Consider the following 25,636-nt stretch of genomic DNA (forward strand, 5'->3'; position numbering starts at 1 on the left):
GGGATGACGATCTTCTCGCCCTGGGCGAGGGAGGTCTCGAAAACCTCGAACAGGGCGTTGAGGATGGAGTTGACGGCAGCATGGCTGGTTCCGGCCTTTGCTGCAACTTCTGCAACCAACTCACCACGGTTCTTATGCATAGCATGTCCTCCCGGACTTCGGGTCGGTAAACAAAGCACACGGCCGGATACAAGCCGACATCGCAGAACTTACCAGCACAGCCCGGGGCGGTCCATAGACCCGGCACGGAACCGGACTGGCCGCTCCGGTAGGGGCTTACTTTTCGCAGGCAATGCCGTCGCCATCGCGGTCCAGGCTCCTGCTGTAGCCTGGTTGGCCGGCATGGAGTGGAGCTGCCCCGGCTGCTCTCACTGCTGCGCAGTTTGCGTAGTGCACTGCAGGCGCTGGCGCCACCGGCGCGGGTGCTACGGGTGCCGGTGCCACGGCGGATTGGATCGGCTCAGGCGAGGGCGGCGCCTTCTCATTGGTAGGCGCCAGCTGAGCTGAACAGTCCCCGAGGATGCCTGCCATCGCGTCGTGTTCAGCTTGCGTTACCCACAGGGTGTATGTTGCTTTCACTGAAATCTGGCGGGCGACATATTCGCAACGGAAGCTCTTGTTCGGCGGCAGCCAGGTGGCAGCGTCACCGTCACCCTTCTTGAGGTTTGTAGGCCCGTCAGTTGCCTGGAGGTTCAGGGGATCATTGGCAAACGCTGTGCGCTGCTCGATGGTCAGCTGCTGGGCACCTTTCTGCCAGGCATCGCTGAGTGCGACCACGTGATCAATCTGAACTGCACCGCTGGTGGCGGCGCCGCGCAGGAAGTCAATGCTCTTTGCGGTGTAAGGGTCCGCGAGGGTTCCACTTTGGACCTTGCACGGAACGCTGCTGGTGAAGGTCACCGCGGTCAGATCGCGTTTAAGCGTGTCATTGCGGGTATCGCAGCCGTTTCCATCGACATCTGCCCATGCCTGGCCGAAAGCAGCACGGTCGTACCCGGTCTTGGGTGCCCTGCCTTTGACCTGCAGCGTGGCCAGCAAATCCAGCGCCTTCGTTGCGTACGCCGGCTGTGAGCGCGGGGCTGCGAAGCCGCCTCCGCTGGCAGGTGCCGTCACGCCGTCAGGGTCAAGCGGCGACCCAGCCCCGGCCGGCGTCGGTGTCGGTGACGGACTGGCTGAAGTGGTGGACGGGACCGCGGTGGCCGACGTGGACGGGGAGCCCCCACATGCCGACAGCGTGAGTCCAGCGGACGCAATCAGGGCCAGAGCGACCAGGGACTTTGCGTATCTCACTGCATGCCTTTCAGGGGGTTTGCATGGTGCTTCTTGCCAGTGTCTGCATCGTCTCATGCGGCTGTAGACGCCCCTACCAAGGGAGTCAATTGTATCGAACTGTGGTTCCTGTCAGTCCCCCTACGTGGACGAGAGGTGGTTCGGCACGGAGATCAACCCCGACGGCCGGATCACGCCAGCCGGCGCCCGGAGCCGGTGCTCCGACCTCCTATCCCAAGCCCAGTAGTAGGAGTAGTATTGTTACTACTCCTACTACTAATGGATTTGATGAGGTGCTTCTGATGACGCTGAGCGTGAAAGACCGAGTGTTCGCCGCGGCCGAGGAGATCAGTGCCGAGCGCCGGCCGACTGTCTCGACGGTCCGCGCGGCCGCGGGCGTGAGCAACGCCGACGCCACCCGGTACCTGAAGGAATGGGCCGAGGAGAAGCAGGCCGCGGGCGGGCAGCTCGCCGCGACCCCCGCGGTGCTGCTGGAGCAGGCAGCCCGCCTGGCCGGCGCCTGCTGGACGGAGGCATCCACCCTGGCCGCCGAGCGCCACGCCGCCGTTGAAGCGGGCTGGGCCCAGGAACGCAAGGACAGGGACCTGGAGATCGCCGAGCTCGTCGCCGACCTGGACAAGGCCACCGCCGAGAGCGACACGGCCGCGGCCGGGCATGCCCAGGAGATCGAGCGGCTGGAGGCGCAGCGGACGGCGCTGGAGCGCCAGCTCGCCGTCATCGGCAAGCAGCTGGAAGACGCGCGGGATTCCGCGGCTGCCGCCGGCAGGGAGGCCGCGGACGCGGCCCGGAAGCTGGCCACCGCCGAAGCACGAGCCACGACCCTGGAACAGGTGCACAACGCCCTGCTGCAGCGTGTCTCCCCGGAGACGAAGAATGCCGGCAGCTAAAAGCTCACATCCTTCCCGGCGTACTTCACGGAAAGCGATGCCGAGCAGGTCCGGGCCGCGTCCATCACCGAACTCATCGAGGCCGCCACCCTGCGCGAAGTGAAGCGCCTGCAACGCAAACACAACAACGGGAGGACATGGGACGGCGTCCCGGCCGGGGCGCTGCGGCCAGGGCGCCGGACACGCGAAGAATCCCGGCACCGGAACGAGAACAGGCAGGCGAAGTGAATGCAGGTTGAGAAGGCCACTCTGGCCGACGTGTGGCCCCTGGCCTGGACGGTGTCGCTGGCGTTCTCCAGCGAGTCCACGCGGCCGATGCTCAGGCTTCGGGCCGCCTTGGGGTACTGCCGGCATCTTGTGTACCTGGTGCCGGCCGCCCTCGACGGATGCCTGTGGCACAGCAACCGGCGCATGGCCATGGGCATCGAATCCGGCAAACCAGGCCGGAGCCGCAGCACCTGGCTCCTGGCGGTCACCGTCGTTCCCATGCTGGGCGCGGTGGCGTCGCTGGGCCTGGCGGATCCCGGCACCCGGCAGGAGGCTCAACGGGTTGTGGCCGTGCTGAACACCAGCATGGTCATCTTGGCCACCGTGTTTGCGGTCTGTGCCGTTGCCATCGTGCGCAGCCGCCCCATCCGGCACGCCAAGGCCTACTCCGCCATCACGGCCTGGAAGCGGGACCTGCACCCCGCGCAGCCGTACACCATCGCCTACCTGGCCAAGCATCCGGAGGAAGATCCCGGGGCCGGTTTCCGCTTCGCGAAAGCAGACCTGGCCGCCGTCGTGCCGGCCGGCAGCCCGCTGTGCACCACCGCCCGGACCAGCCGCCACATCCGCGCCTACCAGGCAGCCGGCTTCACCCAATTACTAATGAGGGCGTAAGTAGATCGACTTCTTGGCGAGGTCTTGGAAGAACGGACCATGCGTGCGAATGATGCCTGACATCGTGGCCGGCTTCTTCCACGACCCCAACCTCGCCTACCTCAGGACCGCGTAACCACACTCGTCGACCACTAACGCACTCCTTAGTAATGCGACGGGTTCCCGTGCTTCATTGATGATCATCGACAGACTCTGTTCACGTTTGTGTTGTGATTTGATCTGTACGATGTGCGGATCAGAAGGTGAGCGTCCAGCCCTCCCGTCTGGCCTGGTCCTTGGTGTAGGACACGCCGTGCGCCTTCAGCCCCTGTGGATCCAGCAGCGTGATCACCCCGCCGCTGTTGCCCAGCTGCACGCCGTCGGCGATGGGCACCTGCAGGGTTGCCCCGGCAGCCAGCCGGCCGGCCGGAACCGGGCAGCTTTTCTTCAGCCGGTCCGCGATCCGCCATCCGGTCAGGTCGACCGGCTCCGGGGAGGCGTTGAGCAGGAGCACGGACTCCGCCTCGGGCGCCGGGCCTGCCGGGTTGACGAGCGCGGACAGGATCCGCAGCGCCGCCTCCCCGGGTTCGGGACGCGGCCGCGCGCCTTCGATCGAGTGCCCCGTGACGTCGTCGGTATGCCAGGACTGGCTCTGGAAGGCGAGAAAGACCGCCACCCAGCGGTCCTCGCCGGGGAAGTGCAGCAGCAGGGCGCCGTCCTGCCATACGCCGTCGTCCCGGCGGAAGGCGGCACTGTTGCCCTGGTTCATGTGGACGTCGTGCACCCCGTTGCCGGGGGCGAACCCGAAGACCTTGTCCGGGATGCCCGGCTCGGGGCCCCAGGGCTCGCCGAAGACGAACAGCCGCGCATCCGCGTCACCGGCGGCCCGCAGCACGTAATGGTCCAGCAGGTCCGCCAGGTCATTGTCCGGACCTGCTGCCTCCGGCGGCAGCAGCCGCATATTCGCCGGATCGAACAGGTTGCCGCGGATGAAATCCAGGTTGGCCCGGCCGGGCCCGGAGGGCAGCCGCGTCCATCCGGTTCCGGCACCGGGCAACAGACCCAGAACCGGATGCCGGAAATTGTCATCCGTGAGATACAGCAGTTCCGAGGGCGACTGCTGGGACTGGACGTTCACGGCGGCACGGTAGTGTGTGCCGCCGTCGTCCTGCAGATGGATCTGGTAGTGGGGCGTGTCGGACGCCCCCTCCCGGCGGCGGTCCACCGCCCTGGCCGCCAGCACACCGTAGTTCTTCAAAGGCATGGCTTCCTCCCATTCATGGGTTCAATCCGGTCGGCGGTGGCCCCGCCGACGGCGGCCGCCTCAGAACCCTGCTGTGCGCCGCCGCCCGGTTTGTCACGAGGCGACGATCGGCACAACAAGCGCAGCCTGAGAGCAGTGCAGGACCGGATTTTCGATGGTGTGTGATGGAGTCCGAATTACGCGGTGGTGAATTGCTCGCAATCCTCCAGCACTGTGATCGTGACGACCACGTTGAGGGGGGAAGGAAAATCCGAGTGCAGATGAAACTCCACTCCGCCGCCCTCGTCGCCGTGGACACCGATATTCGTCACGAATACATTGGCCTCCCCGAGATGGGGCCGTATGTGTTCCAGATCGCCCGGTACGGGCCTGCGGGGCGCAGCCATTCGGCCGCAGTGATGATCACGGCCGATTTGGCGTTAATCGGGGTCCAGTTGAAGTTTCTTCTTACCCGCCCTGCACTTCTGAATAGAAGACACGTATTGAACGCGCCATGGTGAAACTCCTTATATTGACGGTGGAAACGACCGTTGCCGGTCCTCACCGCGGTCTTGGTTTCATGGCAATCGGACGCGCTGCGGCTTCTGGGTCCTTTCTTCGCGGATTCTGCTGTGTAACGCCCCTGCGGCGCCGCCTCAATATTGTGAGCGCTTTTCCGGGCTGTGGCTGGAAGATCACCGGCGGAAAGGGCCAGAGTCCGCCGGGCTGTCACAGGTAGCCGAACGGTGCCGGCTGTTCAGCCACTCTGATCGTGCTATGGTCCTTGAGCGATAAACCGATCCAGTGTTCTTTGGCGACGGAAATTGAGCGCTCCACCGAGAGCGAGAGGCCGGGTACGGACACGCCGAGTTCGATCGTGTCTGTCTCAACCTCGGCTGAGAACGAGTCAGCAAAGCCGGTCTGCATCCGGGTGGTGGGCGTCCCCTGGTAGCAGAGGCCGCCATTGACGGAGACCTCTACCTGGCCACCGTCCCATCCTTCCTGGAATTCAACGTGGACGATGTTCACGTAGATGGCTTGTTCTTCCTTTGAGGGGACGAACTCGCAGAGGATCGGCTCTTCCTCCCGGCAGACCGGTCGGACGGTTCATAGTCCTCGATTTTATCTGCCACCTCGTTGAGAACCGACTCCAGAACGCCGCGATCTGACAGTACGTCGTGCAGGGAGGTCTGCATGGATGCGGCTGAATCCTCGGCGCCGGCACGGTCCAGCGCTTCGCTGAAGGTTTCAACGTTTCGCCGGAATTCGATGTGTCCTAAGGTTTCTGCTGCTTCCTGACCGGTCATGGTGGCCTCGACCAGGCTCAGGGCTTCATCTACTTTGGCATGTCTTTTCTTGAACGATCCGTTGGCTGCCGCCACAGATGTCATCTCTGTTTCGGTATCCGGGATACTCAGGGTCTTGTAGTCCCTGACGAGGGGTTGAGCCAGGGCGGCGGCGGCGTGGATCGCTGCGCGACTCGAGGGCAACCTCTCCATGGTCTCCCGGAGCGTATCGTTGGCTGTTTCGAGGACTGCCGTGCCGGTGAAGGCCAGGGTGCGACCGACATCTTCGGTAAAGAAGTCGCCCGCCACCGCCTCTTCGTCCCAGCTGCGGGGCGGAGCAATACGCAGCCGGAAGGGATCGCTGAAGACGATTTCCCCGTCTACTTCGGCTGCCACTGAAATGTCGTACACCCCTGGCTCGGAGACGTCCCAACCGTTAAGCCCCGCGTAGATCGGCAATGATTCATACACCGCTTCACCGCTGTGGAGGACCTGCGCTGCGGGCTCCGTGCAGTACTGGGCGTAGGGCTGCCATTGGCGGGCAGGCTTACCGTCCCGTTTAATGATGGCAAGTATTGCCTGGGGACTGAGGATATTGGCCCGGACAATTTTAGGCTCGGCACTGGCGTTGGTGAGCTTGAGTTCGAGTGTCACCGGCTCGAGAAACTCAAATACCGGCTTCTCCCGATTCGCACGCACCTCCAACCGGAATTCAGGCCGCCGCTCCAACGAGTCGGGGCTTTCGAAGCCATGGTGGTCAAACCAGTCCGCATTGCCCATCTGGACAAACCGGGCTGGCGCATGGCGCATGAAGAGGAGTTCGGCGTCGCTGAAACGGAACCCGAAGTCGGCGAAAAAGGCAGACTGTCCCCCGGAGACGCTGAACGGGTAATTCATGAACGACCGTGCCTCCGGTTCATCTGCCAGAGGCAACCATGGGGTGCCGAGTGATTTTTGCCATGAATGGGCCAGGTTGAATGCGTGTCCCATCTCGTGTGCTGCCGTCCAGAACTTCATTCGGCGGATCCAGGCATTCGGCGCGGCATCGCCCGGAGGTGCGTTTTGGATGAACGACTCCGTGAAAATCGCCGTTCCCTGCCGATGATTGGGCCCGATGTCGTCGAACATGATGCCGCCCAGGGATGTTCCTTGATCGTGCAGAGCCGCCGACAGGACCCACAGTGACCATCGCGGTGCATTGGTGAACCGTGACCAAAAGGTCTGCATTGCATCGTGCATTTCGGCGTCGCTCCAGACCCCGTTTGCGCCTGCGCCGGACAGAGGGACCTGCCCGTTACCGCCTGAGTTTGTCACCGCGAAGCCTGCCCTGCGATAGACGGTGTCAAGGGAAAGACTTTCGCCGGGCAGCGCAACGGGCCGGTTGGGGTGATCGTGTGTATTGATCGATACCACCGGGTTGGCATCGGCGGTTGCGTCAAATTCAAATTCCACGGGGCGGTATGTGCTGGCCTTCCAGGTGTGGGTGCGTGCGAGGGGGGTTATCCCGGCCCCGCTGAAGGTCACCGTTGCCTTATTGGGCTGGCCAAGGATGCCCACGCGCACCACCGCGATATCCACGCGGGTATACGGAAATGCGGTGGTGTTTCCATCGCGGTACCAGATGGGCCCGCCCCAGCGGTTGTTGCCCGTCTTGACGAGGGACGCGATCCAGTGATGGAGCTCGGTGAATCGTGAGTAGGACGTGCCGCTGGCCGTCATTTGCGGATAGGGCCCGTCGACGTCGAGACGGAGCTCCTCGCGTCCAAACAGCGGAAAGACCGGGACCGCGGCCTGCGGCTCGGCACTGACCTCATGGGTTCCGTCCAGGTTGGGACCTGCACCGGGAACCGGCATCGGCGGATGCAGGAAACTCCATGAATAGAGGCCGCTCAGAGAGCGAGGAAAGGGGATCTGGATGAAATCCAACTCCGAGAATTCCTCTGGTTCGCCATACTCAATCTCATTCGAAGTGAAAACGTGCTGCAGGGGCAATCCTTCACCCTTAACATCGGTCATTGTGTTTCCTCCATCGTTGGGAAAAGTCTGCAGAGGCCGTGTTGAGTCCGCTATCCAACAAAGCGAATAGAATCAGCATTGTCCGTGGGCCACGCTCACGGTAGATGGGCGCCGATCCCGGCGCACAAGGATTTCGAAATCCCGGCGCATCACAATCAGTACTGCTGCTATGCGTTACTACAGCGTTATTTTCAGCAGGAACGGCCAAGAACGGCCAAGCAAGTTCCGGCCGGTTCAGGTGCACAACCATGCCAATACGAGACAAACAGCTTCAGAGTGGACCCATTAACAACGTGTGTCAAGATGTCGCGTTGACTCTCAAAGATGCCCGCGTAGCAGCATTGACCGAAGTATCCGGACGTGCATACTGGAAGGTAGCCCGTCAATATGCTGTTTGACTGGGAAAAATGGCAGAGCGCCACTACATTACATCCCGCTTCCTACAGCGGATGCCGTTGGCTGACTCTGGTGAGGTCGTCCGTCTGACCTGAGCCGGGCGGCCGCAGCGCTTCGGCGCTCCACAGGGCTTCGCTGAACTTCCCAGAATTGTCGACGCGCCGTTCTGCAAAAGGGCTCGGCTGATCTGCAGTTCGGCTTGGTGCAGCCGGCCCTCGCAGCGGAAACCAACGCTCCATGATTCACGACAGGAGAAGCCGCCATGGCAACAATGGCGCAGTCGACTGGCCCGGAAGTGACGCTTTTTAGCCGCGATGTGCTGGGCAGATACACCTGCAATACCATGAGCGAAGCCCGGGATGCCCAGAACCCGAATATTAATGCCGACGCTCGTCCATTCGACGTCATCGTCATAGGAGGCGGCAGCTTCGCCGGCGTTTTCGCGCAACATCTGCTAACTGTCGACGCTGGCCGTCGGCACCGCGTGCTGGTCCTGGAAGCGGGTCCCATGCTGGTGGGCGAGCATGTCCAGAATCTGCCGATGATCGGCCTGGATACCCCAGGTCCTACATCGATCAAAGACCTGCGCAGTGCAGGTCAGGCGACGACGCCGCGCAATGAGGTCTGGGGGCTCGCCTGGCACTCCGACATACCCTTCACCGGGCTGGCCTATTGCGTTGGCGGCCGGTCGCTGTACTGGGGCGGCTGGTCTCCCCAGCCACTGCCAAATGAACTTTCCGGCTGGCCAGCCGCCGTCGCCGCCGACCTGACTGGCCCGAAAGGCTACGTTGAGGCCGCCAAACAGCTCGGCAGCGACTCAACAAATGACTTCATCTACGGGCCGCTCCAGAATGCCCTGCGCCGGATCCTTGCCGACGGCAGCTTCACCCACGCCATGTCGCTGTCCGCACTCCCGGACCATCCAGCGGTAACCGCACTGGGAGCCGCCGCAACCCCGGCAGAGGTCGCAGAAATTCTCGGACTGGCCAGCCCTGACGGGCGTACCGTTTCGCAGCTCAAGAATGAGGCCAAAGTGGAGGCCCCGCTGGCCGTGCAGGCCCTCACCCGGCCTGGTTTCTTCCCAGGCAACAAGTTCAGCGCTGCACCGCTTACCGTCCAGGCCGCACGCACAGCCTGGGGAGAGTGGCCGCGTCTGGACAACCTGCGCCGCCGGCTCATGATAGTCCCCAACTGCCATGTGGAGAGGCTCGTCTCGGAGAGTGGCCGTGTTACCAAAGTCCAGACCAACCAGGGCGACATCGAAGTGCTCCAGGACGCCGTCGTTGTCATTGCCGCCGGAACCATCGAGAGCACCCGGCTGGCGTTGGTCTCCTTTGACGGTTTGCCCAAAACCGGTGAAATCGGCAAGGGGCTGACGGCTCATTTGCGCTCGAATCTGACAATCAGAGTTCCGCGTACATCCCTGCCGGTTGACCCTGCAATCGCCGAACTGTCCGAGGCCGCGCTCTTCCTCAAGGGCAGCGCGGTGGTGCAAGGGAAGGAGCGGTTCTTCCACCTACAGATCACCGCCGCCGGGCTCGGCCCACAGGGCAACAACAGCGAGGCCGAGCTATGGAAAAAGATTCCCGACATCGATACCTTAAACCGGTTCAGAACCGCCAGCGACTCCCACGTTGTCATCACCATCCGCGGCATCGGGGAGATGGACACGGACAACCCGAAAAGTTTCGTGCGCAAGGACCCAGAGCTCGACTACGGAACCAACCGGGCATTTGTTGGACTCGAGGCGTCTCAGAGGGACACGGACCTGTGGGATGCCATGGATGCCTGCAGCGACGAGGTGGCACTGGCGTTCGCCGGAGGGAAAGGCTACGAGATCCTCGTAAATCCGCTGAACAACCAATGGGTCACAGCAGCTTCCGGCACATCAGCCAAGGACAAGCTCCCGTACAGCGAACCCAGACGAGATAGGCTCGGCACGACCCACCACGAGGCAGGCAGCCTGCGTATGGGAACGGACCCGACAACTTCCGCGTGTGACACCGACGGACGTCTACACGCCGTATCCAACGCTTACGCCCTGGGTCCGGCCAGCTTCCCGCGGCTGGGAAGCCCGAACCCCATGCTCACGGGCGCTGCGCTGGCGCGGCGGCTGGCTCAGCACCTGGCATTCAAGCCAGGACCCCAGCCAGACGGGCAGCCTGGTGAAGCACTCCCATACACCGCAGGGGACGGGTATCAAGTGCTCCTTGACGGCATGGATGCGAGGGACTGGCGGCTGGCCGGACCAGGTGCCTTCCCTCTGGTCGATGGAGCACTGGTCAGCGAGCCGGGTGGCGAACTTGGCCTGTCCTGGTGCAACGTGCCAACACCACCGGATTTCAGCCTCCGCCTGCAATATCGGCTTTCGCGATTCGATGACAACTCCGGGGTGTTCGTCCGTTTCCCGGACCCAGACAAAAAGCAGTACGGGAACCCAGCCTACGTGCCAGTCCACTTCGGCTTTGAAGTCCAAATCGACGATCTAGCCGGCCCGGACGAGCGACACACGGGAGCGATCTACGACGTTGTCGATCCTGGCTTCAACAGAGTCAATTCGCTACCGCCCGGACAATGGAATGACCTGCAGATTGACGTGGTTAGCCAGACCTACACCGTCACGCTCAACGGAGTCCGCACGACCAAAGTGACCAACACCGCTGCCGGGCGGGGACTGCCAAGCACCCCGACTGTGCCGAGCTTCATAGGCCTCCAGGCACACAACGGAAGGGTGGCATTCCGCCACATGCGAATCAAGAAGCTATAGCTCTCACTCAGATCCCGTCCAACCCCCGCCCAAGCCGGCAGGTAGGGCAGACCATTGAGGCACGAAGAGGAAGAAGGCCAGGATCCGGGACAGCTACGTCCCCATACACAGGGACCTCTTGCGGCTGATTGACGATTCCCCGTTACCCGGCCGGATAGCCCGAGCCGATCACCGATATCAAGCGCCGCAGACAAAGGCACAGCCTCCCGCCTTGACCGCCTGTCGGGCACGGGCTATCCAGGGCAGTGAACAAAACCGGAACCGACCAAAGCTCCACAGGATTGCCGGCTGCGCACCGCCGCTTGTGGGCTGCAACTTCAAATTGACCAGTCGCGGCAACTTTGGAGCGGTCAAAACAAACTGCAGCCAGTGGCCAGAATTTAATTGCAGTTGACAGGGGGAATTACAAGTTGACAGATGGCATTAACAAGTTGACAGTGGCATTACAATCTGATAAATAATAAGGTGTACTATTGAGTAGTTGCCTACTCTGGGCCGCCGCCAACAGGAGAGTCACTGTTTAGGTACGTCGCGCTATCCCCGGCCGGTGCGACAAAGCGCAAGACGGAATAGATCTCACGTCAAATCACGCAGAGGAGAAAATCATGGCAGGATCTCCGGCTATCCATGTCGGTTCAGACACACGGGCAAAGTCGCAAGCGCAGGCTATGATAGACGCGGAATTCGCAATCCGTGAGACCGGCCTTGAAGTGAGCTTCGTTTCCGATCCTCACATCGCAGGTGCAGGCACGCTTAACGGCAACGGCGTTGCCGTTATGGTTACCTGTCTATCGTTGGGGTCAAGGACTTTCATCGAGGTCGTTGGCACGAGCCTTGACGGCGACGCGGCGGAAGAAGTCCGCAACAGGGTCCGCACAATTGCCATGGGGTCGCCCTCCTAACAGTGCTAGGACGGTGCTGAACTAAGCGCCATTTTGAGGGGCCGGTTCGGGCGTGGACGCCTGGACCGACCCCGCAACCATTTTCAGCGGGCATCCGAAGACCTGGTTTCTGCTCATTTTCTGGACGGTCGGGAGGTCTGTGAATGGTTGCACCGGCCGGGGCGGCGGGTTCCCGTGGCGCTGTGCCGCCCTGGCCGGTTCAGGCCATCGCCCAGGCCCCGTTTTGGTGGGTGAGCCCCAGTTTCAGGAGTCGTTTGAGGTTCAGCCCGGCAACACGGGACTGGATCCAGGCATGGTTCTTCAGTCCAGGACCGCGACGGGGCCAGGCCCCTGCTTCAGATGCTCGCCGCCTCCTGCCGGCGCATCCGGCTCGTCTGGGCCGACGGCGGCTACGCCGGCAAACTTGTGGGCTGGACGCAGGAAACCCTGAACCTGGCCCTGGCCATCGTCAAACGCTCCGACGACAGCCAAGGCTTCCACGTCCTGCCCCGCCGCTGGGTTGTTGAACGGACCCTGGCCTGGATCGCCCGGCACCGCCGCTGCGTCCGTGACTACGAACGCCTGCCGGCCCACCACAAGGCCATGGTCCGCTGGTCCATGATCAGAATCACCGCCAAACGCCTGGCCAACAGGGTTTAGGAACAGGCACTGAAATGAGCACACGATAATGCCCGATATTGAGCAGTCGGACTCGAGCACGTTATCCGTGTTGTTCCATCCCACACGTGGCACCTGAAACGACCATTTGGGTACAGCGGTTACTCTGAGGTGTCAAGGATGTGAGACAGTCGGTTGGTTTCGTTTCGGTCAGGCGGCCGCGGGCAGCGGCCGGTTTTAGTCGTGAAGCCGGGCATGGCGGTCGCCGGCGGCAGGCCGTCGCCGTCTCCTTGACCGACTTGGAGGTGGAAATAACTTCCCGGCACAGCTCGTCCTTGAACTCTTGGCTGAACCGTTGACGCGATGCAGACATCCTGCGGATTCCTCGTTTCAGTAATCCCCCATTTTACGGGGACCACTATCCGCAATCTCCGCAGCAGCCCACAGCTTCTGGCACAATAAAACTACAACCCGTGCCCCCGTTTTCAATTGGCAAATGGCCCCATATTCGGTTGGCATTGACAGCCTCGGCCTTCCTGCACGGCTACCCGGCGCCGACTGACACACGGACCTCTAGTAGGACGGAGTATCAGGATGTCCACATCAATGGTCCCGGCACCGACAGGGGTCACCCCCCATCCGCTCACACCCTTGAGCGCCGGCGAACTCGAAGCTGCGGTACGGATCCTCGGGGAGGCGAAGCGGATCCCCCAGCCGTATCGCATCGTCTCCATCTGGTTGCACGAGCCGCCCAAGCAGGACGTGCTGGCCTGGGACGGCAGCGAGCCACTCGAGCGCGAGGCGTTCACCGTCGTCTACGACCGATCCGCGCGGAAGACGTACGAGACCGTCGTGTCACTCACCCACCGGCGCGTCAACCGCTGTGAGGAGATCACCGGCGTTCAGCCGGCGTACATGATCGAAGAGATCTTCGCCGTCCCCGAGCTCATCATGGCCGACCCGCGGTGGCAGGAGGCGCTGCGCAGGCGCGGCGTCACCGACCTGTCGCTGGCCTACGTCGATCCCTGGCCCGGCGCCTGGCTGTCGGACACCGATCCCGGTGACCGCCGGGTCTGCCGGCCGCTGACCTGGGTTCGTCCACCCGTGGAGAACGGTCACCAGTACGCCCGGCCGGTGGAGGGACTGACGGCGGTCGTCGACCTCGACCAGATGAAGGTCATCGACGTCACCGACCACGGCGTGGTGCCCATCCCGGAGTTCCAGGGTGAGTACATCCCCGAGCTCATGACGGCCGCCGGCGACAGGAACCGTCCCCAGTTCGGCCGGCTCCGCAACGATGTGAAGCCAATCGAGATCACCCAGCCCGAGGGACCCAGCTGGACGGTCGACGGCCACCGCGTGGAGTGGCAGAAGTGGCAGCTGCACGTCGGCTGGACCGCACGCGAGGGACTCATCCTGTTCGACGTGCGCTACGATGACCGCGGCCAGCTGCGCCCGATCCTGTACCGCGCCTCGGTCGCGGAGATGGTCGTGCCGTACGGCGATCCCGCTCCGACGCATTTCCACAAGCTCGCCTTCGACGAGGGCGAGGTCGGACTGGGGCTGCTCGTCACCTCACTCACCCCGGGCTGCGACTGCCTCGGCGAGACCCGCTACTTCGACGGGCTCGCCACCGACCAGGACGGGCATCCGATCCTGCTGCCCAACGCCATCTGCATGCATGAAGAAGACACCGGCATCGCCTGGAAGCACCTCGACTACCAGAAGGAAACGGGCGAAGTGCGCCGCATGCGACGCCTGGTGCTCTCCTCGATCGTCAACCTCGGCAACTACGAATACGGCTTCTTCTGGTACCTCTACCAGGACGGCAGCATCGAGTTCGAAGTCAAGCTCACCGGTGTGCTCTCCACCGGCGCCTACCGGCCCGGCGATAAGCCGAAATACGGAACCGCGGTGGCTCCGGGCGTGTACGGGCCCAACCACCAACACTTCTTCTGCGTCCGGCTGGACACCGACATCGACGGAGTCCAGAACACCGTCGTGGAGGTCAACTCGGAGGCGATCCCGCTCGGAGAGGACAACCCCTACGGCATGGCATGGGTGACGCGGGAAACGCCGCTGCGTACCGAGCGGCAGGCCCGGCGGACGATCAACCCGGGCAGCGCGCGGTTTTGGAGGATCACCAATCCCAGCCGGCTCAACGAGATGGGCGAGTCCGTCGCGTACCGCCTGCAGCCCGGGGCCAATGTGGGCCTCTTCCTGCACGAGGACTCGCCGATGCTGCGCCGCGCCAAGTTCGCCTCGAAGCATCTGTGGGTCACGCCCTACGACCAACACGAACGCTACGCCGCGGGCGACTACCCCTGGCAGAACCGTGGCCCCGACGGCCTGCCCCGCTGGACCGAAGCCGACCGCAACATCGACAACACCGACATCGTGGCCTGGTACGTCGTCGGCGTACACCATGTGCCGCGAGTCGAGGAGTGGCCCGTCATGCCGGTGGCCAAGGCCGGGTTCCATCTGCTGCCGGACGGCTTCTTCGACGGCAACCCGTCACTCGACCTGCCCCGGCCACACCATGCCGGCCACCCCGGCATCCCCGACGAGCAGATGTCCCCGACGACGCACACGGGCTGAAAGGGCTGGAGCAGCCGGTATGAGGGGTCATCAACGCCATCAAACCAGGTTGACGTAGTCTCCACTATCGGCATCGAACCGCGTCGAATTTTGGCTCATGAAACTCAGGGGTGTTTCTGGTCCGATCCAACCTGAATTGAGTGTCAGGAGGTCTTCGATTCTGATGCTCCGTATGCCCGCATCTGCAGGCAGGGTGACTCTGATGCCGGGTAACAACTGTGAAGAATCTGACGATCTTTTCCCGCATGGGCCGACCGGTCCACGGCTTCCGTCGCCCACGGCACCCTCCGGGCTACGAATCAGAGTCTTCGGGTTAGATGGGTGCCGCGGTGGGAATTCCGAGGGAGGCTGTGCATATCCGCCGGTCATGGTGGTGTCGTTCCCGCCCGTGGTTCCCTGGCGGTTGTGCGCAGGCGGTCGGGTGGGTCCCGTCGTCCATATGTGTGCGGGAAAAGCCCGGAGGAGTTAGCTTTTGCCGTGCCCATGTGGGCGAGGGGCAGCGTCTACCCGGCGCCGCTACCCTCGCCCTGGGAAGACGTTGCACCATCGCTGACGGCGCGGTTCGCCGGCTTGCGTCTGCGTGCTGCGGCGCCTGATTCCAGGCCGAGCTTCTTCAGCTCTTCCGGGCTCCACCCGTCCTTGGTGGCGCGCACGTAGGCGCGCTTGTCCTCGCGCTCCGCTTCGGTGAGCTGCTCGCGCAGGTCGGTGATCCGCTGACGGGTCTTGACCAGGTTGGTCACCGACTCGATGCGCGAATCCAGGAGCGCCCGTGCCTGGGTGCGGGTCTGTTCAATATCGATGGTTGCCATGCACCCACCCTAGTGCGGAGGGCCGACGTGGTACCGGCTCCGACACGCAGAGCCGGAGCCGGTACATTCGGGACCATCGGCAGACCGCCGGATATTCGGAATCGGCAACTCAGACGGAGCAAGCTATACATTTACACGGGTGTAAATGGGCGTGTCCTGCACCGTCCTGCCGTCCTTGTTTGGGACACTTGCTTGTGTGGTCCCCGGTTTCCGGGGTCGCTGCGCTGGGCTTTTTACAGGAGTGGGGGAACGGGTGACTGAGGAGAATGCCGATCGTTCCCGGTTCTCCCGCCGGCGCCGTGAGAACAAGCCCGCTGGGACGAAGAAGCGCCGTGACCTGTGGGTCACTGCCGAGGAGGAAGTGGCTCTCGTTGCTCGTGCGGCACGGGAACGTGTGACGGTGCCCAACCTGCTCATTTCTGCTGCACTCTCGGAGACATCTGAGACCCCGACCCAGCGCAAGGCCGCTGCTGCTGAACTGATGGCGTTGCATACGTTGCTGGCCCGCGTATCGAACAACGTGAACCAGATCGCCAGGCATGCCAATGCAGGTGATGATTTCCCGCAGGATGCACGCGCAGTTCTTGCGTACGTGCGTGAAGTCGCGATGCGCATTGACCGTGCGGTTGAGGGGCTGATGTAGGGATGATCCCCAACATCACCCGGGGTGCACGCATGGGCGGTCTGATGGTTTACCTGGCATCGACAGATGCGGACAAGACGAAAAACGCGCACAGTGATCCGCACCTTGTTGCCGGCGATGCTGCGATCATGGCCTGGTATGACGATGGCGTGCTGGACCGGGATGACGCCCTGGCCATTGCCAAGCACCTGGATCAGCCGCGCAAGACGTTCGGCGTTGAGGTCCGCGTCAAGGACGTGCAGTGGGATGCCGCTATGAAAGAGCGCGTCTTCGTGGGCCACAAGGATGCCAGCGTCTGGCACTGCTCACTGAGTTTGCGTGCCGAGGAAGGCGCACTCACCGACCAGCAGTGGGGTGACATCGCCAACGATTTCGTTGACGCCATGGGCTTCACCGAGACCAGCGGAAAAGCACAGTGCCGCTGGGCTGCGATCAACCACGGAACCAGCGAGAACGGTAACCACCACATCCACATCGCCGTGTCCCTAGTCCGCGAAGACGGCACCAAGGCATCCACCCACGGCGACTACACGAAGGCACAGCAAACTTGCCGTGCACTTGAGACCAAGTACGGTCTGGAAGAGCTCTCCACCGTGCACGCCACCCGCGGCTACGAGCGGGCCGAGAAGGCCACGGCCGTCCGTGACGAACGGGAGATGCACCGTGCGTCCCTGGCACGAAAGGTGCGGGCCAGTGCGTCCGCGTCGGGTAGTGAGGCGGAGTTCGTCCGCCGGGCCCGCGACACCGGACTGCTCGTCCGTCCGCGCTACGCGAAGAACACCACCGACGTTATCGTCGGCTACTCCGTGGCCGAACGCCCGGCGCGTGGGGAACGGCCTATTTGGTTCGGCGGCGGAACGCTCGCCTCCGACCTGAAGCTCGGTGCGCTCCGGCAGGAATGGGCGGACTCACCGCAGTCCGCCATCGACGCTGCAGCCGAATGGAACGCCGCGGCGAGGAACAGGCGCAAGGTCATTACCAACGGTCCGGAGAACGCCGTTCCCGGTCCGCAGGTCTGGGTCGAGTACACACGCAACGCCACCGAACTGGTGGAACGCCTGCGCGCCCTGCCGAAGGATGACCATGCGACCTGGGCGAAGGCCGCACGGGACGCGTCCGGTGCGTTCGCGGCATGGTCCCACCGCATCGAAGCTGTGCCCGGGCCGCTGGCGGCCACCGCTGCTGAACTGTCCCGGACGGCCCAGCTTCGCGCACCCAGGGACCATGGCAAACCGGTGCCGCTGCCTTCCATCGCGGGAACAGCGATGCTGTTCATGGCCGCTGCCAGCAAGGACAAAACCGCGGCGCAGACCGCGCTCATGGTGCAGCTGATCAATACCGCCTTCGCCGTGTACGAGATGCACCAGCAGGCCGGCCGCACACGGGAGGCCCAGCGCATCCGTGCGGTCGTCACACAGCAGCTGGCACCGTTCACCGCAACCATGCCCAAACCCGTCCTGGTCGGCATTGGTGAGCCCCCGGCCGCCGGTGCCGGCACCGAGCCAACTGCGGCCGACATCGGACGCCGGGGCATGGCCCCGGTCCGCCCCGGGTCCGTGGTCCCATCCACACCCGAGAGGGCCAGGACGCATCAGCATGCTGGCCCGGACAACGGACCGGTGCTGGACCGCTAAGACCGCAAGAGATCAGAACAACTACGAGGGGGAAGTACCGATCATGAGCGAAGCAGACGGCATTGACGAGGTAGTGGACGGCAGCCTCAGGCAGTCCCTGATGGCCGCCTCACGGCTTGCCGAAACCCTGGCCCGGATGCGGCAGGAATCCCTGCGCCAGCGCGAGCAGCAGGACACCCAAACCGCACATGAAGCACAGGTGCGTGAAGCAGCCCAGCACGCCGCCGTGCAGGGCGCACTGGCCCCGGTCCAGAAGGACCAATGGTGGGACCAGGCGCAGCCCCAGGACATCGCCCAGGTCCACGCCCTGGCCGAGGCCTGGAAGGACTACGACCCAACCGCACTGGCCGCTGCCCAGCGGATCCAGTACGAGGTCCAGAACCGCTACGGCATCAACACCCGCGACGTCGGCACGGACGCCGCATACCTGGAATCCGGCATCGAAATGATCAGCGCCGAACAGGCCCGCCGCGCCGCTGTAGCCGAGCACCAGAAAGGCATGGCACTCATCGCCGCAGCCCAAGCCGAAGAACTCCGGGCCAAGGCCGAGAAGCTTGCCCCGGAAATGGAAAGGCACCAGGTTCCCGTGGAGTACCTGAACAACCCTGTCCTGGCCGAGGCTTTGCAGAGCGCCCACGATGCCAAGACCCCGGCTGCAATTGAGGCGGCCGGCGCCGCCGTGAAGGAACGCCTGTACCTGATCGGCAAAGACGGCATCAACGGTCCCACCATCGACCAGTTGCGCGAAGAAACCACGGCGAACTTCAACGGAGCCGGCGAAGACCACTTTAAAGACGCCGCGTTCGTGGACGCAGCGAAGGAATGGCACGAAGCGAAACTCCTCGCCGAAGGCGGCTTCAAAGGCTCCCCGGACCAGCCGCTGGAACAGCGCTACGAACGCACCGAAGCCGAACTGTTCGCACGCATCGAAGGCATGGGACGCGAACTCGAGAACCGGGTCACCGGCGACGACAGCAAACGACTGAAAGACCAGGGCGAGAAAGCCGTGGCCAGCTCAGCCGCAGAATACGGCTCCGCTGACCATCACCAGGCCTTCGCCGCCTCACTCGCCGGAACGGCCAGCGAGAACCAAGTACAGGGACGCCTGGCCGCTGCACGCGGTGAGGGCACGCACCCCAGCACTGCCCTCACGCAAGGCAAAGCGGCAGCCAAGGCACGAAAGACCCGTGGCGGCGCCGGTGTAGCTCCAGAGCGCACGAAAAGCGGCCCCAGCCGCTAACTGTTTTACAGGGAAGGGCCTGCACCGGTTGAGGTGCACGCCCTTGGCCATAAATTGTCAGCCCTCTGTGGGACGCTGGCTGGATGACGCAGTGGGCACACATCACCAGAACTGACTGGGCACAGACCATCGGCCAAGACGCTGCAGCGGAACTCTTCGCAGACTTCCTCGGCCGAGGCAGTGACGTGCAGCTTGTCCTTCCCGACCGCAGAACCGGTGAAGGAGACGCCGAGGCGGCCCGAGATTTGAACCAGCTCGTTCGCTTTGTAAAGACCAATCAGCCGAGCAAGTTCCTCATTCACCCAGAGCCATCCCAGATGCAGGAGATTACCGATCGCGGCACCTACCAGGACGCCGACCGTATATAGTCGCCATCCTCTGGACGGCGGACAGCACGTTCGAAGGCTGGTTATCAGCACAAGGCAGCCACCCTTCTCCGCCACCGAGACGCCGGCACCCGTCCACCCCGTAGTTGCACAGGCACTCAAGTCTGTCGCCAGTTCCAGGAACCCCTCGACTGGCATCAGCCGCGGATACGGCAAGGACTACGCCGTGGATGCACTGCGAAAGCTCATCCAAGCCGGATACACCGTTAACGACGCCGGCCTCGAGGCGGCAGCATTCGCAGCCGGCCTCAAATGGGGGTGAGGTCACCCAGCTACGCACGTATGCCGACAAGCTGACTCAGGGCGGACGCTTCGTCACCAAGGGCACAGGCTACCCCTACAGGGACGACATCGTGTCGGTGTGGGCCTCCAAAATTGCCACTACCACCTCCTGAACTTTTAAGTCGCGACCAATGCCCTCCCTCACTCTGGAATTGCTGGACCTCATCGCGATGGAATCAATGGTGTGGCTCATCTACTAATCTCTTTAGGTCCTGTTTGGAGCTGCGATGATGGCGCGCGCAGTGCTCTCAGCAACTGGTAGATCAGGCAGGAGGATGGCTTGGAGCGCGTGATAGATATCTGGCTTTCCGGACCACATTGTGTAGCTCGGACGGTTGTCAGTGTCGAGAAGGTGGTGCCAGCTGCCGTGCTCCGTGTCGACAAAATGGCTTTGTGCGTACGTGGTCCAAGTTTGAAGCTGATTCGCGTATCGCGGGTTACCTGTGAGGTTGGTCCACGTCGCGGCGGCGGAAATCGCTTCCGCAGTCACCCAGTGAGGGCGGTCACGAATGACGGGTCGGCCGTCCCAATCAACGGTATACACGAAGCCCTCCCTACCGTCCACGGTCCATCCATATTTCACAGCCGTTTCGTAGAGGCCGGAAGCGGCTTCCCTGAGCCACGACGGGGGCAGTTCAAATGTTGACTCAAGCTCGAGCAGGAGGCGGCTCCATTCGAACAGGTGGCCGATCGTCATTCCGTAGGGGTGGAATTCATCGCGAGGATTATCAACATTGAAGTCGGGCAGCGGCGTCCAGTCCTGCCCGTAGTGTTCGTTGAGCCACCACTTCGCCGAACGGGCGCGTACATTGATAAAAGTCTCCGCGATCCGCAGGGCACGATCTCGCCAACCCGTGTTTCGTGTGTGGCCATAGAGTGCGAGCATCGACTCAAGCCCGTGCATATTGACGTTGGCGCCCCAGTACGGCTCGGGTTTGGCAAACTCTCGATCCCAGGATTCGAAGAGAGCGCCGGATTCATGCGACCAGAATCTGGTCTGTAGCACGTCGGAGACCTTCGCCGTCAACTCTTCAGCGCCAGGGATGCCCGCGGTGGCGGCAGTGGAAGCCCCCAATGCGACGAAGCATGTTTCGTACGCGCGCTTCCGTTGCGAAGACGGCGTTCCGTCAAGAGAACTCAGATAGCCGCCGAATGTTTCATCCCAAAATGGGCCTGACAGGCAGGCAATGCCGTGCGCGGCATAGCGAATTACATCCGGTACCTCGAGCAAGGAGGCGATACTGAAGCAATAGGTCATCCGAGCAGTTACGAAGCACGCGGGAGAACGGCTCTTGTCCACTTTCCCGAAGCGATCAAGGAACCCAAACCCGTCAGGAACACCCGCAGCCTTCGCGAACTCAATCAGGCGGTTGACTTCCTCATGACTGGTCCTATTCAGGGGGCCGGGATGGATGTGCAAGGCTGGCCTTTCGTTTCGCTTCGGGCTGGATCTATCTATGAAAAAGGAATGGGCCCTGCTACCGGGCGGGAGAATAGCCCGATGTGCGTGGTAAATATCGTCGGGGTGATTCATCGGCGCCTCGTTGCTTATCACTCGCCGTCAGAGTCAGAGCGCGACAATGGCTCAGTTTGCGGTGTGCGTGGCCCCCGGCATGAGATGAAACAAAGCCTGTAACTTCCGAACACCGGGAATGTGTGAGTCCGACGAAAATGTTTGATTGAGTCCGGCCCGGCGGGCGCACGCCACCCCCTGCTGTTGCTCTGCCGGCAGGCCGATAGTGGGCATTCAGGTGGCCCAGCTTCTGGGGCTTCACGGTACGTCTACGGGTGCAGACAGCGCAGGGACGGACTGGCACGATTGGCGTTCGATCAGCCTGACGGGGAGGACATTTTTCCGTCGGAACCTCTTGGCGGGCGTTGCAAGCCGGGCGAGGATGCGTTCGGCCGCCACTCGTCCGACCCGTCGAGGGTCTTGGTCGATGACTGAAACCGAGGGCTGGAGAACATCTGCCATTGGGAAGTCGCCATAGCTGATGAGTGCAATGTCGGTTCTGTTCAATGCCTGAAGGGCTGGAAAAACGCCGATTGAGAACCGGGCGTTGGAGGAGAAGATGGCGGTGGGTGCATCGGGCAGTGCCAGTAGGGTCTTGCAGGCTTGGGCGGCACCGTCTGCGTTGCGTGAACCGAGCACAACCAGCTCTTCGTCGTTTCTCAGGCCGGCGTCGTCTAGGGCGGCGCGGTACCCCTCCAGGCGCAGCCTCGTGGTGGGGACGTCTGTCGAGTCCCCGACGATGGCGATGCGGCGGTGCCCGTGCGCGATGAGGTGCTGTGTCGCTTCGAAGGCTCCGCCGAAGTCATCTTCGACGAAGTAGTCGGCGTTGAGCTTAATGGGCGTGCGGTCAATGAACACGATGGGGAAGCTGTCCTGCCAGCGGGCGAGGTAGGACTGATCGGCGGCGATCGGGGCAATAATGAGGCCGCCGATCTGGCGGCGGACTGTCGTTTCAATGATGTTCTGCTCCAGGGACGGGTTATCCCCCAGGCTGGTAACGACTATCGCCATGTCGTGTTCACGTGCCGCCAGTTCAATTTCCTTCGTGATGGCAGCGAAGAAGGGGTCGGCGACGTCAGGCACTGCGATGCCTATGACGGCTGACTTGCCTTCGCGGAAGGTGCGCGCCAGCATGTTCGGCACGTACTTGAGTTCGCGCATGGTCGACTGCACGCGTTGCCGCGTGTCTTCCGTAACGTGCGGGTCGTCATTGAAAACTCTGGAAACCGTCTTGGCGCTCACTCCGGCGCGCGTGGCCACGTCCTGCATGGTAGTCACTGTTCGACTCCTTCACCGCTGGTAACAGCCTTATGGCTCGACCGCCCGAAATGTGGGAACTGTCAGCATGCACCTGAAGATGTCATCGGTGACAATCACCCGTACACCCCATCCTGCCCGATGTTTACGGGAACTTCAAGCAACTCATGTCATCGATGACATGGATTTTCTTATGTTCCTTGACATCGATGACACGGGGCCTCTAGATTGCTGTAAGGCAGGTCACAGCGAGGCCCCCAGGAAGTAAGCCGGGTCCGCGTTTCAGGCCTCTCGCATTTGACTTAGGCAGCGCTTCAATGGTGTAGCAGCAGAGCTTCTTCACCGTGGCATGACCAACGGAGGAGACAGTGATGAACACAGCTGAAGATCGGACGTCGGCTCCCGTCCGAGGAGCCGAGCGGCTGAGCTGCACGCTGGATGAGCTGGTGGAGCGGGCCCGCTCCCTGGCTGCCGGCGGAACGCGGCGCATTCTGGGAATCACGGGGGCACCCGGTGCGGGAAAGTCCACGGTGGCACAGGCTATCGCTGAGGCCCTGGGTGGCCAGGCGGCCCGGGTCGGTATGGATGCATTCCACCTGGCCAACCAGGTCCTTGCCGCCCACGGCTCGCGGGACCGCAAGGGCGCTCCGGACACGTTTGATCCGTGGGGTTACGCGAACCTGCTGCACCGGCTCAAATCCAACCGGGAACCGGTCGTCTATGCCCCGGTGTTCGACCGCAGCCTGGAGGAGTCCATCGGCAGCGCGATTCCGGTGGCCCGCGAGGTCCCGCTGGTCATCACCGAAGGAAACTACCTTCTCCTGGACGCCGAAGGCTGGCTGGAGAGCCGGGAGCAGATAGATGAGGTCTGGTACCTGGACGTAAACGAAGACGAACGGCAGCTCCGGCTGGTGCGGCGCCACAAGGCCTTCGGAAAACCGCACGAGGAAGCAGAAGCATGGGCACTGGGCAGCGACCAACGCAACGCCGAAGTCGTTGACGCCACCCGGACACGGGCGGATCTGATCATCGACCTGGCCCGTCCCCATAGCCATGAAACCTTCGCTCAAGCCTGAATGAAGAGGAACCCAGAAGTGACAACACAACGAAGTGTCTCCGGCCGGCAGACCGTGGCCGCGACAATCGTCCCGTACCAGCTGACAGGTGTTACACGATGACAACAATCCCGGTTCTTGAAGCCCGCGGCCTGACCCGCAGTTTCGGCAACGTGCGCGCCCTGGATGGCGTCGACTTCGACGTCCATGCCGGCGAAGTCGTTGCCCTCATCGGCGACAACGGCGCCGGAAAATCGACCCTCGTGAAAGCCCTCTCGGGAAACCTTGCTCTGGACTCAGGCAAGATCCTTTTCGCGGGCGGCGAGGTCGAACTTACCTCCCCGAGCCAGGCCAGCAGCCTTGGCATCGAAACCGTCTACCAGGACCTGGCTCTGGCACCACACCTGAACGCGGCACAGAACATGTTCCTCGGCCGCGAGATCCCCAAGCCGGGTTTTCAGGGTCGGCTGGGATTCATGGACAACAAGACCATGCGGCTGAAGTCCCGGGAAGCCTTTGACGAACTTGGCGCCACGGTACGAAGCCTGTCCGACCCCGTCGGCAGCATGTCGGGCGGCCAGAAGCAGGCAATCGCCATTGCACGGGCCGTGGCCTGGGCAAAGGGCGTCATCTTCCTGGACGAACCGACGGCCGCCCTGGGCGTCGTGCAGACCAGGAACGTGCTCGACACGATCCGCCGCGTCCGGGACAAGGGTGTGGGCGTCGTGTTCATCAGCCACTCGATGCCGCACGTCATCGACGTCGCCGACCGGGTCCAGGTACTCCGGCTCGGACGCCGAGTGGCCACCTACGAGGCAAAGAAAACGACTGTGGAAGAACTAGTCGGTGCAATGACCGGCGCACTTGATGGAGCACAATCATGACTACCACCGAAGCCACCCCCCGCACAGCCGGGACCGCCAGCGTACTTTCACGCACCCACTCCCTTCGACAGGTTCTACAGGTTCAGTCGTTCCAGATCCTGCTCGTCCTGCTGGTCATCTTCCTGATCTTCGCAGCCATGGCGCCGGAAGTATTTCCGACCTGGGGCAATGTCCGCCAGATCATCCAGAATGTCTCCATCCTGGGCGTCCTGGGTATCGGCATGACCTTCGTCATTGTCACCTCGGGCATCGACCTGTCAGTCGGATCCAACCTTGTCTTCTCAGGCGTCGTGGCTGCCAAGGTCATGCAGGCCATGGGCGATACGGGCTGGGGAACGGCTCTTGTGGGGATCTTCGTTTCCGTCGGCTGCGGACTCGCCTGGGGTCTTCTCAACGGGATCCTCATCGCAAAGGCCAAGGTGCCGCCCCTGATCGTCACCCTGGGAACACTCGGGGGAGCGTTGGGGCTGGCACAGGTCATTACCGGAGGCGTGGACATCCGAGAAGTTCCCGCGGTGCTCCAGGACACCATCGGCTATGGAAACGTCCCGGGAACCACGTTGCCGACGATTTCCCTCATAGCGCTGGTGCTCATTCTGATCTTCGGGATCGTGCTCCACCGGACCAGATTCGGCCTCTACACCTTCGCCGTCGGATCCAATGAGGAATCCGCCCGCCGGGTCGGTGTGAAAGTCGACCGCCAGCTGATTTCCATCTATGCACTCTCCGGCGGGCTCGCCGGCGTGGCAGGCATCCTGTCCCTGTCCCAGTACGGCACCACCGCCATTGCCGGCCAGTCCGCCACGAACCTGAACGTGATCGCCGCCGTCGTGATCGGCGGAACCTCACTCTTTGGCGGCGTCGGCACCATCTTCGGAACCGTCGTCGGCCTCTTCATCCCCGCAGTGCTGCAAAACGGATTCGTCATCGTCGGCGTCCAGCCGTTCTGGCAGCAGGTCGCCGTCGGTGCCGTCCTCGTCGCCGCCGTCTACGTCGACCAGCGGCGCCGCACCGCGGCAGCCCGAGGACATACAGCCAAAGAAGAAGGCAAGAAAAAACTCTTCGGACGTCGATCCAACTGATTTCTCCC

Annotated in this window: 22 protein-coding genes and 1 pseudogene; 15 read left to right on the plus strand and 8 right to left on the minus strand. The window is 62.8% G+C overall.

Features of this window, described 5'->3' with window-relative positions; translation table 11 throughout:
• Both J1902_RS16060 and J1902_RS16065 read right to left on the minus strand, forming a co-directional pair.
• Positions 1 to 140 (minus strand): HU family DNA-binding protein (locus tag J1902_RS16060; protein WP_207617369.1); only part of this gene is annotated, 140 nt, incomplete at its 3' end.
• Positions 141 to 276: 136 nt separating this feature from the next.
• On the minus strand, positions 277 to 1,038 hold the full coding sequence (locus J1902_RS16065) for a GmrSD restriction endonuclease domain-containing protein (protein ID WP_307794476.1): 762 nt from the start codon (positions 1,036 to 1,038) through the stop codon (positions 277 to 279).
• 533 nt (positions 1,039 to 1,571) lie between these two features.
• On the opposite strand from J1902_RS16065, the gene J1902_RS16070 reads away from it, so the two are divergent.
• The 3 genes from J1902_RS16070 (at position 1,572) to J1902_RS16080 (ending at position 3,059) form a co-directional block, all read left to right on the plus strand.
• Positions 1,572 to 2,177 (plus strand): DNA-binding protein, encoded by a 606-nt coding sequence (locus tag J1902_RS16070; protein ID WP_207617320.1) that lies wholly within the window; start codon positions 1,572 to 1,574, stop codon positions 2,175 to 2,177.
• A 63-nt stretch (positions 2,178 to 2,240) separates the two neighbouring features.
• Entirely contained in the window at positions 2,241 to 2,405 is a 165-nt protein-coding gene (locus J1902_RS16075) for a ParB family protein (protein ID WP_207617370.1), read from the plus strand.
• On the plus strand, positions 2,406 to 3,059 hold the full coding sequence (locus J1902_RS16080; protein WP_207617321.1) for a hypothetical protein: 654 nt from the start codon (positions 2,406 to 2,408) through the stop codon (positions 3,057 to 3,059). It abuts the gene before it with no gap.
• Positions 3,060 to 3,294: 235 nt separating this feature from the next.
• Here J1902_RS16080 and J1902_RS16085 read toward each other — a convergent pair whose 3' ends face one another.
• Positions 3,295 to 4,302 carry a DUF2278 family protein gene (locus J1902_RS16085; protein WP_207617322.1) on the minus strand — a complete coding sequence of 336 codons (1,008 nt, stop codon included), beginning with the start codon at positions 4,300 to 4,302 and terminating at the stop codon, positions 3,295 to 3,297.
• Between the two features lie 254 nt (positions 4,303 to 4,556).
• Here J1902_RS16085 and J1902_RS16090 point away from each other — a divergent pair, with 254 nt between their 5' ends.
• Positions 4,557 to 4,802 (plus strand): hypothetical protein, encoded by a 246-nt coding sequence (locus J1902_RS16090; RefSeq protein ID WP_207617323.1) that lies wholly within the window; start codon positions 4,557 to 4,559, stop codon positions 4,800 to 4,802.
• A 208-nt stretch (positions 4,803 to 5,010) separates the two neighbouring features.
• Here the strand turns inward: J1902_RS16090 and J1902_RS16095 are convergent, their stop codons facing one another.
• Both J1902_RS16095 and J1902_RS16100 read right to left on the minus strand, forming a co-directional pair.
• Complete coding sequence (locus tag J1902_RS16095) at positions 5,011 to 5,310, minus strand: hypothetical protein (RefSeq protein WP_207617324.1); 300 nt, start codon at positions 5,308 to 5,310, stop codon at positions 5,011 to 5,013.
• Complete coding sequence (locus J1902_RS16100; RefSeq protein WP_207617325.1) at positions 5,307 to 7,583, minus strand: zinc metalloprotease; 2,277 nt, start codon at positions 7,581 to 7,583, stop codon at positions 5,307 to 5,309. Before J1902_RS16100 ends, J1902_RS16095 begins: the two co-directional genes overlap by 4 nt.
• Before the next feature lie 658 nt (positions 7,584 to 8,241).
• Here J1902_RS16100 and J1902_RS16105 point away from each other — a divergent pair.
• From J1902_RS16105 to J1902_RS16115, 3 genes and pseudogenes are all read left to right on the plus strand, one after another.
• Complete coding sequence (locus J1902_RS16105; RefSeq protein ID WP_207617326.1) at positions 8,242 to 10,746, plus strand: 3-keto-alpha-glucoside-1,2-lyase-like domain-containing protein; 2,505 nt, start codon at positions 8,242 to 8,244, stop codon at positions 10,744 to 10,746.
• A gap of 1,214 nt (positions 10,747 to 11,960) precedes the next feature.
• Positions 11,961 to 12,287, plus strand: a pseudogene (locus tag J1902_RS16110) (transposase); the annotation flags it as partial.
• 552 nt (positions 12,288 to 12,839) lie between these two features.
• Positions 12,840 to 14,843 carry a primary-amine oxidase gene (locus J1902_RS16115; protein ID WP_242702108.1) on the plus strand — a complete coding sequence of 668 codons (2,004 nt, stop codon included), beginning with the start codon at positions 12,840 to 12,842 and terminating at the stop codon, positions 14,841 to 14,843.
• Between the two features lie 503 nt (positions 14,844 to 15,346).
• Here J1902_RS16115 and J1902_RS16120 read toward each other — a convergent pair.
• The gene (locus J1902_RS16120) at positions 15,347 to 15,652 is read right to left on the minus strand and encodes a hypothetical protein (RefSeq protein WP_207617328.1); all 306 of its coding nucleotides are present in this window, start codon (positions 15,650 to 15,652) and stop codon (positions 15,347 to 15,349) included.
• Between the two features lie 253 nt (positions 15,653 to 15,905).
• Here J1902_RS16120 and J1902_RS19825 point away from each other — a divergent pair, with 253 nt between their 5' ends.
• The 5 genes from J1902_RS19825 (at position 15,906) to J1902_RS20010 (ending at position 19,817) form a co-directional block, all read left to right on the plus strand.
• A complete protein-coding gene (locus J1902_RS19825) occupies positions 15,906 to 16,295 on the plus strand; it encodes a MobC family plasmid mobilization relaxosome protein (protein WP_307794477.1) in 390 nt (129 codons plus the stop codon).
• 2 nt (positions 16,296 to 16,297) lie between these two features.
• The gene (locus J1902_RS16130; protein ID WP_207617329.1) at positions 16,298 to 17,929 is read left to right on the plus strand and encodes a relaxase/mobilization nuclease domain-containing protein; all 1,632 of its coding nucleotides are present in this window, start codon (positions 16,298 to 16,300) and stop codon (positions 17,927 to 17,929) included.
• A gap of 43 nt (positions 17,930 to 17,972) precedes the next feature.
• A complete protein-coding gene (locus tag J1902_RS16135) occupies positions 17,973 to 19,169 on the plus strand; it encodes a hypothetical protein (RefSeq protein WP_207617330.1) in 1,197 nt (398 codons plus the stop codon).
• A gap of 83 nt (positions 19,170 to 19,252) precedes the next feature.
• Positions 19,253 to 19,537 carry a hypothetical protein gene (locus J1902_RS16140; protein WP_207617331.1) on the plus strand — a complete coding sequence of 95 codons (285 nt, stop codon included), beginning with the start codon at positions 19,253 to 19,255 and terminating at the stop codon, positions 19,535 to 19,537.
• A gap of 43 nt (positions 19,538 to 19,580) precedes the next feature.
• A complete protein-coding gene (locus J1902_RS20010; RefSeq protein WP_504739366.1) occupies positions 19,581 to 19,817 on the plus strand; it encodes a DUF1889 family protein in 237 nt (78 codons plus the stop codon).
• Positions 19,818 to 20,042: 225 nt separating this feature from the next.
• Here the strand turns inward: J1902_RS20010 and J1902_RS16145 are convergent, their stop codons facing one another.
• Together J1902_RS16145 and J1902_RS16150 are read right to left on the minus strand one after the other, a co-directional pair.
• Positions 20,043 to 21,257: an AGE family epimerase/isomerase gene (locus J1902_RS16145; RefSeq protein ID WP_207617332.1), complete on the minus strand. Its 1,215-nt coding sequence runs from the start codon at positions 21,255 to 21,257 to the stop codon at positions 20,043 to 20,045.
• Between the two features lie 351 nt (positions 21,258 to 21,608).
• A complete protein-coding gene (locus tag J1902_RS16150; protein ID WP_242702114.1) occupies positions 21,609 to 22,619 on the minus strand; it encodes a LacI family DNA-binding transcriptional regulator in 1,011 nt (336 codons plus the stop codon).
• Between the two features lie 359 nt (positions 22,620 to 22,978).
• Between J1902_RS16150 and J1902_RS16155 the strand changes: the two genes are divergently transcribed.
• From J1902_RS16155 to J1902_RS16165, 3 genes are all read left to right on the plus strand, one after another.
• Positions 22,979 to 23,683, plus strand: a complete 705-nt coding sequence (locus J1902_RS16155) for a nucleoside/nucleotide kinase family protein (protein ID WP_207617334.1) — start codon at positions 22,979 to 22,981, stop codon at positions 23,681 to 23,683.
• A 98-nt stretch (positions 23,684 to 23,781) separates the two neighbouring features.
• Positions 23,782 to 24,546, plus strand: a complete 765-nt coding sequence (locus tag J1902_RS16160; protein ID WP_207617335.1) for an ATP-binding cassette domain-containing protein — start codon at positions 23,782 to 23,784, stop codon at positions 24,544 to 24,546.
• On the plus strand, positions 24,543 to 25,628 hold the full coding sequence (locus J1902_RS16165; RefSeq protein WP_207617336.1) for an ABC transporter permease: 1,086 nt from the start codon (positions 24,543 to 24,545) through the stop codon (positions 25,626 to 25,628). The genes J1902_RS16160 and J1902_RS16165 overlap by 4 nt, the downstream gene beginning before the upstream one ends.
• Positions 25,629 to 25,636: the final 8 nt, after the last annotated feature.

The sequence above is a fragment of the Arthrobacter cavernae genome, assembly GCF_017368795.1.
Lineage (GTDB): Bacteria > Actinomycetota > Actinomycetes > Actinomycetales > Micrococcaceae > Arthrobacter > Arthrobacter cavernae.

Coding starts and splice junctions, on each gene's coding strand:
- J1902_RS16070 (WP_207617320.1), top strand. CDS start 1,572: ATGACGCTGAGCGTGAAAGACCGAGTGTTCGCCGCGGCCGAGGAGATC.
- J1902_RS16155 (WP_207617334.1), top strand. CDS start 22,979: ATGAACACAGCTGAAGATCGGACGTCGGCTCCCGTCCGAGGAGCCGAG.
- J1902_RS16085 (WP_207617322.1), bottom strand. CDS start 4,302: ATGCCTTTGAAGAACTACGGTGTGCTGGCGGCCAGGGCGGTGGACCGC.
- J1902_RS16115 (WP_242702108.1), top strand. CDS start 12,840: ATGTCCACATCAATGGTCCCGGCACCGACAGGGGTCACCCCCCATCCG.
- J1902_RS16080 (WP_207617321.1), top strand. CDS start 2,406: ATGCAGGTTGAGAAGGCCACTCTGGCCGACGTGTGGCCCCTGGCCTGG.
- J1902_RS16105 (WP_207617326.1), top strand. CDS start 8,242: ATGGCAACAATGGCGCAGTCGACTGGCCCGGAAGTGACGCTTTTTAGC.
- J1902_RS16160 (WP_207617335.1), top strand. CDS start 23,782: ATGACAACAATCCCGGTTCTTGAAGCCCGCGGCCTGACCCGCAGTTTC.
- J1902_RS16100 (WP_207617325.1), bottom strand. CDS start 7,583: ATGACCGATGTTAAGGGTGAAGGATTGCCCCTGCAGCACGTTTTCACT.
- J1902_RS16130 (WP_207617329.1), top strand. CDS start 16,298: ATGATCCCCAACATCACCCGGGGTGCACGCATGGGCGGTCTGATGGTT.
- J1902_RS16120 (WP_207617328.1), bottom strand. CDS start 15,652: ATGGCAACCATCGATATTGAACAGACCCGCACCCAGGCACGGGCGCTC.
- J1902_RS16150 (WP_242702114.1), bottom strand. CDS start 22,619: ATGCAGGACGTGGCCACGCGCGCCGGAGTGAGCGCCAAGACGGTTTCC.
- J1902_RS16140 (WP_207617331.1), top strand. CDS start 19,253: ATGACGCAGTGGGCACACATCACCAGAACTGACTGGGCACAGACCATC.
- J1902_RS16165 (WP_207617336.1), top strand. CDS start 24,543: ATGACTACCACCGAAGCCACCCCCCGCACAGCCGGGACCGCCAGCGTA.
- J1902_RS16135 (WP_207617330.1), top strand. CDS start 17,973: ATGAGCGAAGCAGACGGCATTGACGAGGTAGTGGACGGCAGCCTCAGG.